The organism is Chryseobacterium piscicola (assembly GCF_900156685.1).
In the GTDB taxonomy this organism is placed as follows: Bacteria; Bacteroidota; Bacteroidia; order Flavobacteriales; family Weeksellaceae; genus Chryseobacterium; species Chryseobacterium piscicola.
The window spans coordinates 107,854-123,383 of sequence record NZ_FTOJ01000004.1; the positions used below are offsets into that span (position 1 = coordinate 107,854).

At 33.7% G+C, this 15,530-nt stretch carries 14 protein-coding genes and 1 pseudogene; 6 read left to right on the forward strand and 9 right to left on the reverse strand.

Going from position 1 to position 15,530, the window contains the following annotated elements; translation table 11 throughout:
• Positions 1 to 208 precede the first annotated feature (208 nt).
• The 3 genes from sucC to BW939_RS07925 all read left to right on the forward strand — a co-directional run bounded on the left by sucC (position 209) and on the right by BW939_RS07925 (position 4,174).
• Positions 209 to 1,399 carry an ADP-forming succinate--CoA ligase subunit beta gene (gene sucC / locus BW939_RS07915; RefSeq protein WP_076451495.1) on the forward strand — a complete coding sequence of 397 codons (1,191 nt, stop codon included), beginning with the start codon at positions 209 to 211 and terminating at the stop codon, positions 1,397 to 1,399.
• A gap of 283 nt (positions 1,400 to 1,682) precedes the next feature.
• A complete protein-coding gene (locus tag BW939_RS15735) occupies positions 1,683 to 1,964 on the forward strand; it encodes a hypothetical protein (RefSeq protein ID WP_143753992.1) in 282 nt (93 codons plus the stop codon).
• 17 nt (positions 1,965 to 1,981) lie between these two features.
• Complete coding sequence (locus BW939_RS07925; protein ID WP_076451497.1) at positions 1,982 to 4,174, forward strand: reprolysin-like metallopeptidase; 2,193 nt, start codon at positions 1,982 to 1,984, stop codon at positions 4,172 to 4,174.
• A 66-nt stretch (positions 4,175 to 4,240) separates the two neighbouring features.
• Here the strand turns inward: BW939_RS07925 and deoC are convergent, their stop codons facing one another.
• The 6 genes from deoC to BW939_RS16030 all read right to left on the reverse strand — a co-directional run bounded on the left by deoC (position 4,241) and on the right by BW939_RS16030 (position 8,921).
• Positions 4,241 to 4,984, reverse strand: a complete 744-nt coding sequence (gene deoC / locus BW939_RS07930; protein ID WP_076451498.1) for a deoxyribose-phosphate aldolase — start codon at positions 4,982 to 4,984, stop codon at positions 4,241 to 4,243.
• A gap of 4 nt (positions 4,985 to 4,988) precedes the next feature.
• Positions 4,989 to 5,459, reverse strand: coding sequence for an Lrp/AsnC ligand binding domain-containing protein (locus tag BW939_RS07935; protein ID WP_076451499.1), 471 nt, complete (start codon positions 5,457 to 5,459; stop codon positions 4,989 to 4,991).
• A gap of 34 nt (positions 5,460 to 5,493) precedes the next feature.
• Positions 5,494 to 6,450 carry an endonuclease/exonuclease/phosphatase family protein gene (locus BW939_RS07940; RefSeq protein ID WP_076451500.1) on the reverse strand — a complete coding sequence of 319 codons (957 nt, stop codon included), beginning with the start codon at positions 6,448 to 6,450 and terminating at the stop codon, positions 5,494 to 5,496.
• A gap of 215 nt (positions 6,451 to 6,665) precedes the next feature.
• Positions 6,666 to 7,337, reverse strand: coding sequence for a tRNA (guanosine(37)-N1)-methyltransferase TrmD (gene trmD, locus BW939_RS07945; RefSeq protein WP_076451501.1), 672 nt, complete (start codon positions 7,335 to 7,337; stop codon positions 6,666 to 6,668).
• The gene (locus BW939_RS07950) at positions 7,334 to 8,596 is read right to left on the reverse strand and encodes an NAD(P)/FAD-dependent oxidoreductase (RefSeq protein WP_076451502.1); all 1,263 of its coding nucleotides are present in this window, start codon (positions 8,594 to 8,596) and stop codon (positions 7,334 to 7,336) included. Before BW939_RS07950 ends, trmD begins: the two co-directional genes overlap by 4 nt.
• A gap of 178 nt (positions 8,597 to 8,774) precedes the next feature.
• Positions 8,775 to 8,921 carry a hypothetical protein gene (locus tag BW939_RS16030; RefSeq protein ID WP_228417169.1) on the reverse strand — a complete coding sequence of 49 codons (147 nt, stop codon included), beginning with the start codon at positions 8,919 to 8,921 and terminating at the stop codon, positions 8,775 to 8,777.
• Between the two features lie 130 nt (positions 8,922 to 9,051).
• On the opposite strand from BW939_RS16030, the pseudogene BW939_RS16035 reads away from it, so the two are divergent.
• Positions 9,052 to 9,276 (forward strand): annotated as a pseudogene (locus BW939_RS16035) (IS1 family transposase); the annotation flags it as partial.
• Between the two features lie 82 nt (positions 9,277 to 9,358).
• Positions 9,359 to 10,222: a glycoside hydrolase family 25 protein gene (locus tag BW939_RS07960; protein ID WP_084566626.1), complete on the forward strand. Its 864-nt coding sequence runs from the start codon at positions 9,359 to 9,361 to the stop codon at positions 10,220 to 10,222.
• 147 nt (positions 10,223 to 10,369) lie between these two features.
• Here the strand turns inward: BW939_RS07960 and BW939_RS07965 are convergent, their stop codons facing one another.
• Complete coding sequence (locus tag BW939_RS07965) at positions 10,370 to 11,503, reverse strand: hypothetical protein (RefSeq protein ID WP_076451504.1); 1,134 nt, start codon at positions 11,501 to 11,503, stop codon at positions 10,370 to 10,372.
• A gap of 43 nt (positions 11,504 to 11,546) precedes the next feature.
• On the reverse strand, positions 11,547 to 12,065 hold the full coding sequence (locus tag BW939_RS07970; RefSeq protein WP_076451672.1) for a DUF1761 domain-containing protein: 519 nt from the start codon (positions 12,063 to 12,065) through the stop codon (positions 11,547 to 11,549).
• Positions 12,066 to 12,194: 129 nt separating this feature from the next.
• Between BW939_RS07970 and BW939_RS07975 the strand changes: the two genes are divergently transcribed.
• Positions 12,195 to 14,093, forward strand: coding sequence for an ABC-F family ATP-binding cassette domain-containing protein (locus tag BW939_RS07975; protein ID WP_076451505.1), 1,899 nt, complete (start codon positions 12,195 to 12,197; stop codon positions 14,091 to 14,093).
• A 256-nt stretch (positions 14,094 to 14,349) separates the two neighbouring features.
• Here BW939_RS07975 and BW939_RS07980 read toward each other — a convergent pair whose 3' ends face one another.
• Positions 14,350 to 15,411 (reverse strand): Gfo/Idh/MocA family oxidoreductase, encoded by a 1,062-nt coding sequence (locus tag BW939_RS07980; RefSeq protein ID WP_076451506.1) that lies wholly within the window; start codon positions 15,409 to 15,411, stop codon positions 14,350 to 14,352.
• Positions 15,412 to 15,530: the final 119 nt, after the last annotated feature.

Genomic DNA, 15,530 nt, shown 5'->3' on the forward strand with positions numbered 1-15,530 from the left:
TTAGAATAGTATTAAAATGTGATTAGAATATTTTGATTGTAAATAAAGATTATACAAAAGAAAACACTTCTTAATACTTGAAAAATCGCAGATATTTAATACAAAATGATTTATTAATTTAAAAGTTTAGTGATTTTCTTTTTAACCTTGTTCATTTTTATTAAATTTGTCAACCTTTAAATAGTAAAATAAAAATAATAAAAATAATATGAATCTTCACGAGTATCAATCAAAAGAGATTTTATCAAAGTATGGAGTAGCTATCCAACGTGGTTTCGTTGCAAACAACGTAGAAGAAGCTGTAGCAGCTGCTGAAAAATTGACTGCTGAAACCGGAGCTCAAGCTTGGGTTGTAAAAGCGCAAATTCACGCAGGTGGTCGTGGTAAAGGTGGTGGTGTAAAGTTTTCTCCGAACATGGATAAGTTGAAAGAAAACGCTCAAAACATCATCGGAATGCAGTTGATCACACCTCAGACTTCTGCTGAAGGTAAATTGGTAAATTCTGTATTGGTAGCAGAGGATGTATATTATCCTGGAGAATCTGAAACTAAAGAATTTTACGTTTCTATTCTTTTAGACAGAGCTCAAGGTAAAAATACAATTGTATATTCTACTGAAGGTGGTATGGATATTGAGCACGTTGCTGAAGTAACTCCACACTTAATCCACAATGAATTGATTGATCCTACTTTAGGACTTCAAGGTTTTCAAGCTAGAAAAATTGCTTTCAACCTAGGTCTTGAAGGAAATGCGTTCAAAGAATTTACAAAATTCATCTCTTCTCTATACAATGCGTATGTAGGAATTGATGCTTCTCTTTTCGAAATCAACCCGGTTTTGAAAACTTCTGACAACAAAATTATCGCTGTAGATGCTAAAGTAACTTTGGATGGTAACTCATTATTCCGTCACAAAGATCTTGAAGCACTTAGAGATACAAGAGAAGAAGATCCTTTGGATGTTGAGGCAGGTGAAGCTGGTCTTAACTTCGTAAAGCTTGATGGTAACGTTGCTTGTATGGTAAACGGCGCTGGTCTTGCAATGGCAACCATGGATATCATCAAATTATCTGGAGGTAACCCAGCAAACTTCCTAGACGTTGGTGGTACTGCGGATGCACAGAGAGTACAGACTGCTTTCGGAATTATCCTGAGAGATCCTAACGTAAAAGCTATTTTGATCAATATTTTTGGAGGTATCGTAAGATGCGACAGAGTTGCTCAAGGTGTTGTAGATGCTTACAGAGCAATGGGAAGCCTTCCTGTTCCACTAATTGTAAGATTACAAGGTACTAATGCAGTAGAAGCTAAAAGATTAATTGACGAGTCTGGTCTACCAGTACACTCTGCAATTACTTTGGAAGAAGCTGCAAACAAAGTAAAAGAAGTTTTAGCTTAAAACTAAAATTTTCATATCAATTTAAACCGTTTCATTTTTTGAAGCGGTTTTTTTTTATAATGATAATTAATGAGTCATTTTAAAATCTTAATTTTACTACAATTAAGTTTATAAAATGAAAATATATCTTTGTTTTTTTCTGTTTTTATTTCTTAATTGTCAATCGCAGGTTAGAAAGAGCCAATATTTGCCTCAATCTAAAATAATTCACTTCGAAGATAAATATCATTATCCTTTTACTTTAACTCAAAATGATTTTCTGATTATAATTTCTCAGGAAAAAATGGACGGGGTTTTCGTTTTAATACATCAAAAAAATAAAAGAAACCGATATTCTCCAATTCCGGCTGTTGTGGAAGATGAAACTTATGTTCTCATAAAACCGAAATTAAAAAATTCCAATGATGTTTTGATAGAGGAAATAAGTTTAAATAAAAATATACTTTATCTGAAAGTAAAAGAATTGTATAATCCCGATTTTGAAAAATCTACTCGAAAACCACCTAATGTTCTGTTGAAACTAAACGGAAATGTCAGGTTTAAAAAAGTAATCACAAAATACTAATATTTAATATAACTTACATGAAAACAAAAACATTTATTCTTTCGTGTCTGCTAGTAGCAGCACAGGGTTTTGCTCAGGATAATTACTGGTCAAAGCTTAAAGACAACAAAGTGAAACGTGAAAATCTCAGCCCAAGATGGGTTGTGCCCAACACATTTTCGCTATATCAGTTAGATTTAGATAAAATTAAAAATGACCTGAAAAATGCACCTCAGCGCTTTTCAAATAATGAGAATTTAATCATTAAATTTCCTGATTCAGACGGAAAAACGAGAGATTATATCGTTCAGGAAGCCTCTATGATGGAACCCGAATTACAGGCTAAATTTCCTGAAATCCGTACTTACGTTGGCTGGCAGAAAAATCATCCTGAAAATACAATTCGTTTCAGTACTACGCCTTCTACAGGAATCAGCGTGATGTATTTTGATAATTGGGAAGTAAGCTATCTCGACAGTTATGCAAAAGATCATTCTTCTTTCATTCTTTATAAAAGAAAAGATCTTCCAAAAAATGACAGACTCTTCGAATGTCATATAGAAAATGAACTGGATAATTTAAAAAACAGCGGTGGCTCAGCAAACAAGGCACCATTGGTTTCTGACGGACAGTTTAGAAGGTACAGAATTGCTATTGCCGCCACGGGAGAGTACACTAATTTTCATGGTGGAACGGTCGCATTGGCTATGGCAGCAATGGTAACTACAATGAACAGAGTTAATGGTGTTTATGAAAAATCAATTTCTACTACCATGACCATGGTTGCCAATAATAACCTATTGGTCTATACCAATACGTCTACTGATCCATACACCAACGGAAATCCCGGAGCAATGATTACTCAAAATCAAACAAATACAAATTCTGTTATTGGTACTGCAAATTACGATATCGGTCACGTTTTTGGTACAAACAGTGGAGGTGTGGCAGGTTTAGGGGTTGTTTGTGTAGCTGACAATAAGGCTAGAGGTGTTACTGGTTCTGGCGCTCCTGTGGGTGACCCTTTTGATATTGATTATGTTGCTCATGAATTGGGACATCAGTTCGGAGCAAATCATACATTTAGGAATTGTAGTGGTAATGAAAATAATTCTACAGCTTTCGAACCAGGTAGCGGTTCTACAATTATGGCTTATGCGGGGATATGTGGTACCAGCTTAAATGTACAAAATAGCAGTGATGCCTACTTCCATGCGGCAAGTATTCTTGAAATGTATGCTGTAGTTCAGAGATCTACCGACTGTTCTGTGAAAACGTCAAACAGTAATGGGGTTCCTACGGCTGATGCTGGTGCAGATTACATCATTCCCAAAAGTACAGCATTTGTATTGACAGGTATAGGCACAGATCCAAACAATGATCCGCTGACCTATTTATGGGAACAGTATGATAACACCAATAATACTCAGCCACCTGTTTCTACAGCCACAGCAGGCCCTGTTTACCGTTCGTTAGCTCCTAAAGTTTCTCCATTGAGATATTTTCCGGTTATGACTTCGGTTTTAGCTAATAATCTGATACCGAAATGGGAAGTTACTCCAAGCGTGGCAAGAACACTCAATTTTTCTCTTATCGTAAATGATAACAAAGCCACAGGAAATCAGGCTGCAAGAGACGTAATGGTTGTTACAGTTACCGATGATGGTCCGTTTGCAGTAACGTCTCAAACATCAAATGCAGCAATTACCGGAAACTCAACTATTCCTGTAACTTGGGCTGTAGCAGGAACGAATGGAGGAACCATCAATACTGCCAATGTAACTATTCTGCTTTCTAAAGATGGCGGCGCGAATTTCAATACTGTTTTGGCAGCAAGTGTTCCAAACAACGGCTCTGCAAATGTGACGATTCCTAGTGAAAATATTGCTAATGCAAGAATTATGGTAAAGGCACTGAACAATATTTATTTTGCAGTAAATTCTACTAATTTCCCAGTGAATCAGGTTGTGTTATCTACGTCTGAAACTGCAGTTAAGAATTATACAATTTATCCAAATCCAGCTTCTGATTTTATTACTGTTTCATTAAAAAGATTATCTCAAAAGGCAGATTATGAAATGTACGATGCTTCAGGAAGATTAATTTTAAAAGGAAACTTTGCAGGAGAAACTAAAATAGATGTAAGAACTCTTACCAATGGAAATTATCTTCTTACCCTTGTTTTAGATGGTGGTGAGAAGATTTCAGAGAAATTTATCATTAAAAAATAGGAAAATATTTACATGAAAAAGCTCCGAAGAAACAAATCTTCGGAGCTTTTCTATTTAAAATGTATTCTAATATTCTTCTTTAGAAGATTGATCTTTAAGCAAACTCAAAGCCGAAGAAGTTCCAATTCTTTTCACGCCAAGATTAATCATTTTCACAGCATCAGCGTGACTTCTAACGCCTCCAGCTGCTTTTACAGGTAGCTTTCCAGAATTATCGAGCATTATTTTAATGCCTTCAAAAGTAGCACCGTTTGGCTTTCCATCCTTGGTTTCATAAAATCCGGTGGATGATTTTACAAAAATTGCTGAAAAATCATTTCCATCAAAATTCTCTTCTGCCCACATAGAAATTTTCTTTGTGAGATCTGCAATTTGTGTATCTGTTAACGCGGCAATTTCAATAATCCATTTGGCTATCTTTTGATTTTGAAGGCAAAGTTTTGTGCAATCTAGAAACTCGGTTTTCACCAAATCGAGATCACCGTTGAGGTATTGAGAATAATTAATAACAAAATCAAGTTCATCAGCGCCATCTGCAATTGCTTTTTTTGCTTCATTCAGTTTTTCATCAACCGAATAAGTTCCCTCGTGAAAGCCAATCACAGTTCCTATTTTTACGTCTGAATTTTTATCTGTCAGAAACTTTTTAATTTCAGAAACATATTCAGGTCTTATCATCACAGCAAAAATATTATTTTCTTCTGCTTCTGCGGCAAGTTCTAGAGCTTTCTGAAGTGTTTCTTCTTCTGAAATTCCAGATTGCTGTGGTGTTTTAAGATAGGTTGAATCTAAAAAATCTGCGATATTCATTGTGTTATACTTTTAGTTGTCTTGCAATGCTTTGCTCAAGAGATATAAATGTTTCTGTACGGGTAACTCCCTTAAATTTCTGTAATTTACTAAGAATTTGCATAAGATGATCGTTGTCTTTGCAGAGAACTTTTATAAAAACAGCATAATTTCCTGTTGTATAGTGCGCTTCTACAACTTCATTTACTTCTTTTAGAGATTTTACCACTTCAGCATAATGGCTCGGCTGATCTAGAAATATTCCGATGAAGGAAACTACTTTGAAGCCAATTTTCTTTGGATTTAAAAAAGAAATAGTGCTTTCTATTACTCCTGCATGCTCTAGTTTTTTTATTCTTTGGTGAACTGCGGTAGTGGAAATCCCTACTTTCGAGGCAATGTGAGCAAGTGAAGTTTTGGAATTATCCATAAGCATATAAATAATCTGCTTATCGATTGCATCCAAATAGTAATCTGTATTGTTAGAATTCTTCATTTTGATTTAGTTTAATGTTTTATAGAAATGTTTGTTAGTTGTTGTTGTTTTTGTCACAGCGTTTTAGTTTTATAAAAACAGGGAAATGGTCGCTGTATCCCCCTAAATATCTCGTTCCTGCAAAAGTTCTAAAAGGCCTTTTTGCTGAGTTTTTTTCTGTAGTTGTAAGTTGGTTGTGGTTAAAGATTTCTGCAGAATCATATTGAAGTATGCTTTCGTTACAGTTAAAAAAATTTTCTGATAAAAGTATTTGATCAAATAGTAAACCACTTTTGTAATGAAATGTTGAATATTTTTTATTTAAGAACAAATTTAAGAAAGGATTTCTGAGAACAATACCGTTTGAAGTTTTGTCTGTTAACGGCAGAATGATTTCATCATCAGGATTTTCATTAAAATCTCCGCACAAAATTACTTTCTCATCAGTATTTTTAAGAATCACATTAATTCTGGTTTTTAGTTCATTAATGATATAAGCTCTTTTTGGTTTGTTGACGTCTTTTTCTCTTTTCGATGGTAAGTGAAGTACAAATACATTGATGATTTCTTCTTCATATTTCACTTTTGCAAAAAGTACATCTCTAGTTGTGTCGTAATATTGCTCGTCTAGACCAGATTCTTCAAAGAAAAAAGTGATAGGTTCGGAGTGTAAAATTTTGATTTTTGAAGGATTGTAGAGCAAAGCTACATCTACATTTCTTTCATCTAGAGAATTATAATGAATGATGTCGTATTTTCCCTGAAGAGGCTCGGTATTGATGAGGTCTTTCAGAACGTGAGATCCCGAAATCTCTGCAAGCCCCACCATTAATGGTAAATGGCTATTTTGCTCTTCGATCAAACGAAAAACATGTGCAATTTTATTGAGTTTATACTGATACTTTCGGAAGTCCCAATTGTTGAGTCCGCTTTTGGTTTTTTCGAACTTGTTTTTGGGCGTAGAATCTGGTAAAAACAAATTTTCAACGTTGTAGAATGCAAAAATCTCCATTGATTTGTTTGCAAAAAATTAATATTTATCTAGCCTTTCAAAAATTTGTGTGGTTAAAAATACAAATAGTTTTTTTATGAATTATTATTTTAATTAATATTTTAACATAAATTAATTTAATCATAATGATATTTCATTGATTTTCAAAAAATTATAATTTAAAATAAATAGGGAATTATTACCTTAATAAATCATTAAAGCATCATAGAAATCAATTAGAGTAAATCGGGTCTTTTTTCTTGTGTAATTCTTACGGCTTCATCATGTCTCCAATCTTCAATTTTCTTAAAATCTCCGCTCAAAAGTACTTTTGGCACTTCTAGACCTTTATACACATCTGGTCTTGTGTAAATAGGCGGAGAAAGCAAATTATCCTGAAAACTATCAGTCAAAGCACTTTGTTCATCATTCAAAACACCTGGCAAAAGCCTGATGACAGAATCTGCCAAAACACAAGCTGCAAGCTCGCCACCTGTAAGCACATAATCTCCTATAGAAATCTCTTTTGTAATGTGAAGTTCTCGTACGCGTTGATCAATACCTTTGTAATGGCCGCAAAGAAATATAAGATTGTTTTTAATAGAAAGGGTATTGGCCAATTTTTGATTTAAAGTGACACCATCTGGCGTTAGATAAATCACTTCATCATATTCTCTTTCAGATTTAAGGTCAGAAATACACTTGTCTATGGGCTCAATCATCATAACCATTCCTGCACCGCCACCATAGGGTTCGTCGTCAATTTGCTTATGTTTATTAATTGCCCAATCTCGGAGTTGATGAAAATGAACTTCGGCAATACCTTTATCCATCGCTCTTTTCAGTATGGAAGTTTGAAATGGGCTTGCCATGAGTTCTGGAAGTACACTTATAATATCAATTCTCATTGTAATGTTCCGTTTTTTTTGTTGGATAGGATGATTAGTCGTAATGACGAATCTTTATTAAAATAACTCCACATCCAATTAAAGAATACGGCAAGTTTATTTCTAACGCTCAAAATTAGCATTAAGTGAAGGAACATCCAAAAATACCACGCAAGAAAACCTTGAAATTTTATAAAAGGAAGATCTACAACTGCTCTGTGTTTACCTATTGTAGCAAGAGAACCTTTGTCATCATATTCATATTCAGACCATTCTGAATTACTTTTCTTTAAAATATTTTTGCCTAAATTTTTTGCTTGATTAATTGCTACATTCGCTACTTGAGGATGACCTTGAGGGTATTTGGGTGTTTCCATGTAGGAAATGTCGCCAATGGCATAAATATTTTCAAAACCTTTTATTTTGTTGAATCTGTCGGTAATGTATCTGTTTTTCAAAATGTTTTCTTGAGAAAATCCATCAATTACATTTCCTATAACACCGGCGGCCCAGATTACGTTGTTGGAAGCTATTTGTTTTCCACTTTTCATGTAAACCCTGTCGCCATCGTATTCTGTAACATATTCTCCACTTAGAAAATCTACACCAAGATCTTTTAGGTATTTTTCAGACTGAGTTTGTGCTTCGGGACTCATTACTGCTAACGGTTTCTCTGTAGAGCTTACAAGTATGATTTTAAGATGATCAAAATTCATATAAGGATAATCTCTTGGTAGAATTTCTTTTTTCATTTCAGAAAAAGCGCCTGCAAGCTCCACACCAGTGGGGCCGCTTCCTACAATAACGATATTCCAATTTCCGTCATCACTGCGGCTTTTTTCTAGGATTAATCTTTCGAAAGTCATCAAAACATGGTTTCTAATACTGATGGCTTCTTGGGTGTTTTTCATCCCGAAAGCTTTAGATTCCATTTCTTTATTCCCGAAAAAATTGGTTTTACAACCAGTAGCGATAATTAATTTGTCATAACTAAATTCTGCTCCGTCAGCAATTACTTTATTTTGTGAAGGAATAATTTCTTTTACCTCGGTAAGCCTAAATTGTGTATTTCTCGATTGCTGAAAAATCTTACGAAAAGGAAATGAAATATTGGAAGGTTCTATCCTCCCGCAAGCCACCTGATAGAATAGAGGCTGAAACATGTGATGGTTTACACGATCGAGCACAATAACCTTTTTGTTTTTGTTGTTCAGTGTTTTAGCCAATTGCAATCCTGCAAAACCTCCTCCAATGATAACGATTTTCTCCCTTGTTTCCATAGTAACAAATTTACAGATTTAATGTTTATTCAATCTTATTATTTGAGATTAATTCTACCTGATATTTGAATGTTAAATAAATATCCGCCTCATTTCTGAAGCGGATTAATCATTTTGGCGTAAATATTTTGTTCGTTATCGCTCCGCCATCCTCCGTCTAAAATGCATTTTGAGTCCGTTAAAGTGTTTGAGTTTTTTCTGACATGTTGGCAGGATTATCTAAAGCAATAACAGTATTTTTATCTCCCGAAAGGTCGGGGTTAGATGCTGTAGAAATATACACCCATTCTGCACCGTTATCTGTGGCGTTTCCTTCTTTAACCAATAATGTTCCAGATGTGGTGGTTTCCTTTATTTATAACTTTTTAAATAAAAAACACATTAAAAATCAAGAGAAAAGAGTGTCCGGAAACATTTCTTCTCTCATAAGAAACACCAAAGATGTTGCGGGGGCTAAAATACTTTTAAACTCAAATCCAAAAAAAATCTACATAGATAAACTCCAGAATTACCAATATTTAATTTCAAAAGAAATTCATTCAATCCAAAAGTTTAGTACAAATTCAATCGAAAGAAAAAATCTTTCCATAAGAACGCATTTGAAAAGATTGAACAGGGGAACGATTTGTTTTAGTAAAAACCTTCTAATTCTAAGTTCTATTCTGAAGATTTATTTTTGAATTTAAGAACAGTAGAATTATTACTACCAAAATCTTACACAAAGCAAAAAAAATTGTCAAAAAAACTTAGTTTTGTACTCTGATGAAAAGAAAAAATTACACCAGAAAAGTTGCTGCAAAACGTCATAAAAACACCCGCAAGAGAGCCAATCTCCGCAGGATTATTGTGTTGGGTATTTTGGTGCTGACACTTTTGGCAACAGGTTTCTTCTTAAAACAGAAAATTTCCTATTATTACGCACTTTATTTCAATAAATCATCTCATAAAAAACTTAAAAATACGGAAACTGAGGCTGCGAGAATTCAAAAAATCATCAGCGAAAATTTAGACAAGACCTACGGATTAGATATTTCGCATTATCAAAACAAAGAAGATATTTCTTGGGATAGCCTAAGCATTGGCAATAAAACCATTACTTTGGAATTTGTAGTAATGAGAGCAACAATGGGAAACCGTAATGCAGATCGTCACTTCAATGATTTCTGGGAACAGGCAAAAAAACATGAACTGATTCGTGGTGCCTACCACTTTTACCGAGCCGATGAAGATCCCGTGAAACAGGCCAACAATTTCCTTTATAATGTAAAACTTGAAAGTGGTGATCTTCCTCCGATTCTTGATATTGAAAAGATCCCCAGAAAAAAATCCAAAGAAAAATTGGTTGAAGATCTAAAGATTTGGTGTAAAATAGTGGAAGAAAAGTATGGTAAAAAGCCTATTATCTATACCTATTACCACTACTATAAAGATTTTCTAAAAGGTAGTTTTGAGGATTATCCCTTATGGCTTGCCAATTACAACGATGTGCCGTCTCCGTCTCCAGATGATGATTATGATTTTTGGCAATTTACAGAAAACGGAATTGTACACGGTATCAATACAAAAGTTGATTTAGATATGTACAATGGAAGCCTTTGGTCGCTGAAAAATTTAACTTTGGAGTAACGTGTTTATAATCACAAAGATCACAAAAGTTTAAAATTTAATCCCAAAAGGCAGTGAATTTTTTATTCAAACACATTACATTTTGTGAACTTTTATAAAGTATTTTTAGTTACAACGGTATTAGTAAGAATTTTTTTTGTGATCAAATTAAACCTTAAACGGTTTCCGCTGTACCCAATCTGTTTTTGGGGAAAGAGATGGGAAAATTCTTTCCATAAAAGGATTAATCAGGGAATTATTATGTTTAATTAATCCAAAAATTTCAAAAGGTTCAGCGCCTATAGTTGATTTTATGTCTAAGGCTGTTCTTCCGAAAATTATTCTTGTATATTTTTCATTAATCCCAAATTCCACCATATCTAAAAGCATATTCAGGTAGATTTGTTTTTCTTTTTGAAGGTCTTTGTCGTAACCTAGAAAATAAGTATCGATATCTTCATTGTTTAAGATCAAACTATAAAAACCAATCATTTCATCATCAAGAAAATATCCAAAAATTCTAAAATTACCTTTCATTGATTCTTGGAGGCGGTAGAAATGATTTTTAGGGAGAAAAAATGTGTTGAAAGGTGCGTTGTCTGCTACATTTTGATAAAGTAAATTGATTCTTACGCTCCATTTCTTAGTTTCATTTAAATTTAATTCTCTTTTTTCAATTTCATTAGATTTTTTTCTAGCAGTTTTGGCTCTGCTTCGGTATTTGGTAGAAAAATCATTCAGATAATCTTCATAAGTACCCCAACAATCTTTTATTTTCAGCATCATATTTGGTTGTACAGAAAATCTAAAATATTTATCATAATTTTTACTTTGAAAAAGATCCATAAATTTACTTTGAAAATCCTTATAAATAATCAAAGATGATTTTCTGTATTTTTTTTGCATAAATTCTGTCGCTTTGTCTAATAAAATAGAAGCTTCTTTGGTGCTAATTTTTTCTTTGATAAAATAAAAACCGTTTTGCCCAGTAAGCATATTATTGCCTATAAACATAACGTCTTTGCTGAGTTTTTTGGCAAGAAAATTTTTCACATCACAACCTATTTCTTTTTTTTGAAAAGTAGGATGATCAATAAAACTCAAGTACTGAAATAAAGCACCACCAATTAAAATTTCGTCTGAAAAGAAAGCAGCAAAATAGCACACCATATTTTCTGGTTTTGCATCATCAAGCGCTTCAAAATAAGATTTTGAAAGAAGGATATTGTATTTACCTACAATGTTTTCCCAGTCCAACGGTAGTTCGTTTGCGGAAAGGTAAATTTTAAATGTATACTCCATAAAAAAAGGCTACAAAAGTAACCTTTTATATTAAATTTAAATATTATTTCGGGGTAGTGAAATTGAAACCTTCTACAGCATACCAACCGCAGATAATTCCACCCATTATGGTGATTGTTATCGTCCAATAACCCCCATTTAGAAAAACATATTTCCAAGATTTTCTTTCGAATAAAGCATTGATTGCGAAAATTGGAAAGACAAAGAAAAGCCCGGTCATGAAAGAATGTAAAGCACCATGACCAAACGACCTGAATGCCATGCTGTAGTCTTTCATAAATGCGTCGTAAGATGGTTTAGAGAGGTTTTCGTCTCCACCAATCATTCCTAAAGCCCCAAACTGATGGATGGTTACAAACTGCAGAAACATCCCAATCAGTATGGATAAAAGTATGCTAAAAAGAAAAATTAAAAAGGTATTCGACTTCTTTATCTTATCTTCATTTACACCAGTAATTCTCATCCAAACAGTTCCGAAAACTTTAGGATGATACCAGATAAAACCGGTGATAAGCGGAATAAAAGCTGCGGTAAAAATCGCCAAAAAGTTAATGGGTAGCATAGTTTTGTGTTTTAAAATTAATCTCATAAATCTACATTAAAAAATAATACAAGCGCATAAATGCGGGCAAATACTTTTGAATTTGTATTTTCGCAGTCAATTATCAATATTACATATCATTTAATCATAATGAATTACGTTTCTGCAGAAAATCTTACCAAGTCATATGGGATAAAAACCCTATTTAAAAATATCAATTTCAACATCAATGAAGGAGATAAAATTGCTATCGTAGCCAAAAACGGCAGCGGAAAATCTACACTTCTGAAAATCTTGATGGGAAAAGAAATCGCCGACAGTGGGAATGTTGTGATCAATAAAGATATACAAGTGGTATTGTTTGATCAGGAAATAGATTTTGAATCTGATTTGACGATTGAGGAATTTATGATGACTCTAGATTCAGCCCCCATTTTAGCTTTAAAAAAATACCATCATGCATTGCTGTCGGGAAATCCAGATGAGATGGAAACGGCTTTGGCTGAAATGGAAATTCACAAAGCATGGGATCTTGAAAATGAAATGAGCCAGATTCTTTCTCAGCTTAAAATTACAGATTTAACTGCCAAAATGGGAATGCTTTCCGGTGGACAGATTAAACGTGTAGCGCTAGCAAAACTTTTAACAGAAACCAGAGCAGAACACCGCCACACTCTTTTGATCATGGATGAGCCTACCAACCACCTGGATGTGGAAATGGTAGAATGGCTTGAAAGCTACTTGAATAAAGCAAAAATTACTCTTCTTCTGGTAACGCACGACCGTTATTTTCTTGATGCTGTCTGCGGAATCATCTGGGAAATGGAAGATCAGAATCTTTATTTTCACAATGGTGCCTATGCCACTTATCTAGAAAACAAAATGATTCGTGAAGATAACATGAATGCAACCATAGACAAAGCCAACAACCTTTACAGAAAAGAATTGGAGTGGATGCGCAGACAACCTAAAGCAAGAACTACGAAATCAAAATCCAGACAAGAAGACTTCTACGAAACTGAAAAAGTTGCGAAAACCGATACTCGTAAAGAAAAATTAGAGCTTGATTTCGAAATGAAAAGATTAGGCAATAAAATTCTTGAACTGAAAGACATCTCTAAAAGTTATGGAGATAAACTGTTGTTGAAAGATTTCAGTTATTCTTTTCAAAGAGGTGAAAAAGTAGGTATTGTAGGAAAAAACGGAGCCGGAAAATCTACTTTATTAAATATCATTCAAGGTTTTGAACCGAAAGATTCGGGAGAGATTGAAACTGGAGAAACAATTAAATTCGGATATTTTTCTCAGAAAGGTTTGAAGTATAAAGAGGAAGAAAGGGTAATAGATTTCATCAAAGATATTTCAGAAAATTTTCCTTTGGCAAACGGACGAACAATTACTGCATCCCAGTTTTTGAGATTATTCTTATTCGATGACCAAACACAGTATTCTCCTATTTCGAAGCTTTCTGGTGGAGAAAAAAGAAGATTGCATTTGATGTATATTTTATATCAAAACCCCAACTTTTTGATCTTTGATGAACCTACAAATGACCTTGACCTTCCTACGTTAACGGTTTTGGAGAATTTCCTTCTGAATTTTCAGGGAAGTTTAATCATTGTTTCTCACGATAGATATTTTATGGACAGAATTGTTGACCATGTTCTGGCATTTGAAGGTGATGGAAAAATAAAAGACTTTATAGGAAACTTTTCTGAGTACAGAGAAAATAAGAAGTTGGAAGACGGAAGTCAAAAGCAGGAAGATAAAAAAGCAAAAACTGTAGTTGAGAAAGTAATTGAAAAGCCTGTAGAAGTTGTTGTATCACAACCGCAAGCTCCGAAAAGAAAATTGTCTTTTAAAGAACAAAGAGAATTGGATACTATAGACAAAGAAATCCCGGAATTTGAAGCTAAAAGAGCTGAAATTTTAGATCAATTGAGCAATGAGGCAGATTACGACAAGATTTCAAAACTTTCTGCAGATTTAGAAAATATTTCAAAAAAATTGGAAAACCATGAAATGAGATGGCTTGAGCTTCAAGAATAATAAGAAGTTTTCATTACATATAATATAAATAAAGAGCTGCTCAACCATGAACAGCTCTTTTTATTTTCAATTATTTGTTTCTAATGATTGTGAAAATACTGTGAAAAAAAAAAGCAATTCCCAAAATGAGAAATCCGTATTTGAGATAAATATTATCTTCAACCAACATAAATCCGATGATTATAAACAGCAAACCAAGTACGGTAAAGCTTGAACTTCTTTTCTTCATGATTTAATAATCAACTTGAAGTTTATATTAAAAATTTAAATCAATAATTCTTCCTTGTTTTGAACTTTCTATTACAGCATCAATAATCTTCATATTAACCACCACTTCTTCCGCGGGCGAAGGCAAATAATATCCGAAAACAATGTGTTCGTAAATATGCTGGTAATAATTCATATAATTTCCTGGTTCGCTTGAGGTAAGCGTTCTTTCGGTTTTAGAATTTTCAGTGGAAATATTTAAAATTCCGTCTGCAGAATCCAATGGGAGAGTCCATTCTTTTCCATATTCGGGAATTGCTCCAGTTACCAATTCATTTTCCTGATTGTCTGATCTTTCTTGTAAGAAACAACCTAGATTCCCGAAAATTTTATAGGCATAATGATCTTCTTTCGTGAAAACTGATGATTTCAAACGAAGCCTTAGTTCATTTTCATAATAAAAAATAAGCTCAAAATAATCATTGGCAAACTCATTTCCTTTCATAGAAAAGATATCGGCAAATACCTTTGCGGGCTTACCAAATAACTGCACTGCCTGATCGATGAGGTGAGCGCCCAAATCGTGTACAGAGCCGGAACCTTCATTTTCTGGATTTTCTTTGTGGGCTTTACCGCTCGCTTCAGTTCGAAATCTGTCAAAACGAATCTCCACTTCTTTAATCTCTCCCAGCACTTTTTCATCCAATATTTTTCTTACCTGAAGATAATCTCGATCAAATCTTCGGTTTTGATATACGCTTAAAAAAAGATTTTTTTCTGCCGCCAATTTTGCTAAATCTTCAGCTTCTCTAGCATTAATAGTAAATGGTTTTTCTACAATCACATTTTTACCTGCTTCCAGAGCAAGTTTGGCGTATTCAAAATGCGTTTGAACTGGAGTGTTCACCACCACCAAATCAAGATCAGATTTTTGTAGCATTTCTTCAACAGAATGATAGATTACCGCATCAGAATATTGCTCTTTGGATTCTTCTTTCGATCTTTCTACTATAGCAGAGAGAAAAAAACCAGGATGTTGTTTGAGAAAAGGGGCGTGAAAAACTTTTCCGCTCATCCCGAAGGCACACAAACCTACTTTAACCAGTTGCATAAGATATATTTTAAACAAAGATATTTAAAAATTCTGCCAGAAGCGTCAAGAACAGAAAAGAGCGATGTGGTATGATAAAAATCAGATTTTTATTTTTAATTATTCTAAACAAGAATCAT

What these genes read in the sequence shown, in the direction of transcription:
- BW939_RS07980 (WP_076451506.1), bottom strand. Translation starts at nt 15,411, where the DNA reads ATGCAACTGGTTAAAGTAGGTTTGTGTGCCTTCGGGATGAGCGGAAAA.
- BW939_RS07965 (WP_076451504.1), bottom strand. Translation starts at nt 11,503, where the DNA reads ATGGAGTATACATTTAAAATTTACCTTTCCGCAAACGAACTACCGTTG.
- BW939_RS07925 (WP_076451497.1), top strand. Translation starts at nt 1,982, where the DNA reads ATGAAAACAAAAACATTTATTCTTTCGTGTCTGCTAGTAGCAGCACAG.
- BW939_RS15735 (WP_143753992.1), top strand. Translation starts at nt 1,683, where the DNA reads ATGGACGGGGTTTTCGTTTTAATACATCAAAAAAATAAAAGAAACCGA.
- BW939_RS07950 (WP_076451502.1), bottom strand. Translation starts at nt 8,596, where the DNA reads ATGGAAACAAGGGAGAAAATCGTTATCATTGGAGGAGGTTTTGCAGGA.
- BW939_RS07960 (WP_084566626.1), top strand. Translation starts at nt 9,359, where the DNA reads ATGAAAAGAAAAAATTACACCAGAAAAGTTGCTGCAAAACGTCATAAA.
- BW939_RS07970 (WP_076451672.1), bottom strand. Translation starts at nt 12,065, where the DNA reads ATGCTACCCATTAACTTTTTGGCGATTTTTACCGCAGCTTTTATTCCG.
- deoC (WP_076451498.1), bottom strand. Translation starts at nt 4,984, where the DNA reads ATGAATATCGCAGATTTTTTAGATTCAACCTATCTTAAAACACCACAG.
- BW939_RS07975 (WP_076451505.1), top strand. Translation starts at nt 12,195, where the DNA reads ATGAATTACGTTTCTGCAGAAAATCTTACCAAGTCATATGGGATAAAA.
- BW939_RS07940 (WP_076451500.1), bottom strand. Translation starts at nt 6,450, where the DNA reads ATGGAGATTTTTGCATTCTACAACGTTGAAAATTTGTTTTTACCAGAT.
- BW939_RS07935 (WP_076451499.1), bottom strand. Translation starts at nt 5,459, where the DNA reads ATGAAGAATTCTAACAATACAGATTACTATTTGGATGCAATCGATAAG.
- trmD (WP_076451501.1), bottom strand. Translation starts at nt 7,337, where the DNA reads ATGAGAATTGATATTATAAGTGTACTTCCAGAACTCATGGCAAGCCCA.
- sucC (WP_076451495.1), top strand. Translation starts at nt 209, where the DNA reads ATGAATCTTCACGAGTATCAATCAAAAGAGATTTTATCAAAGTATGGA.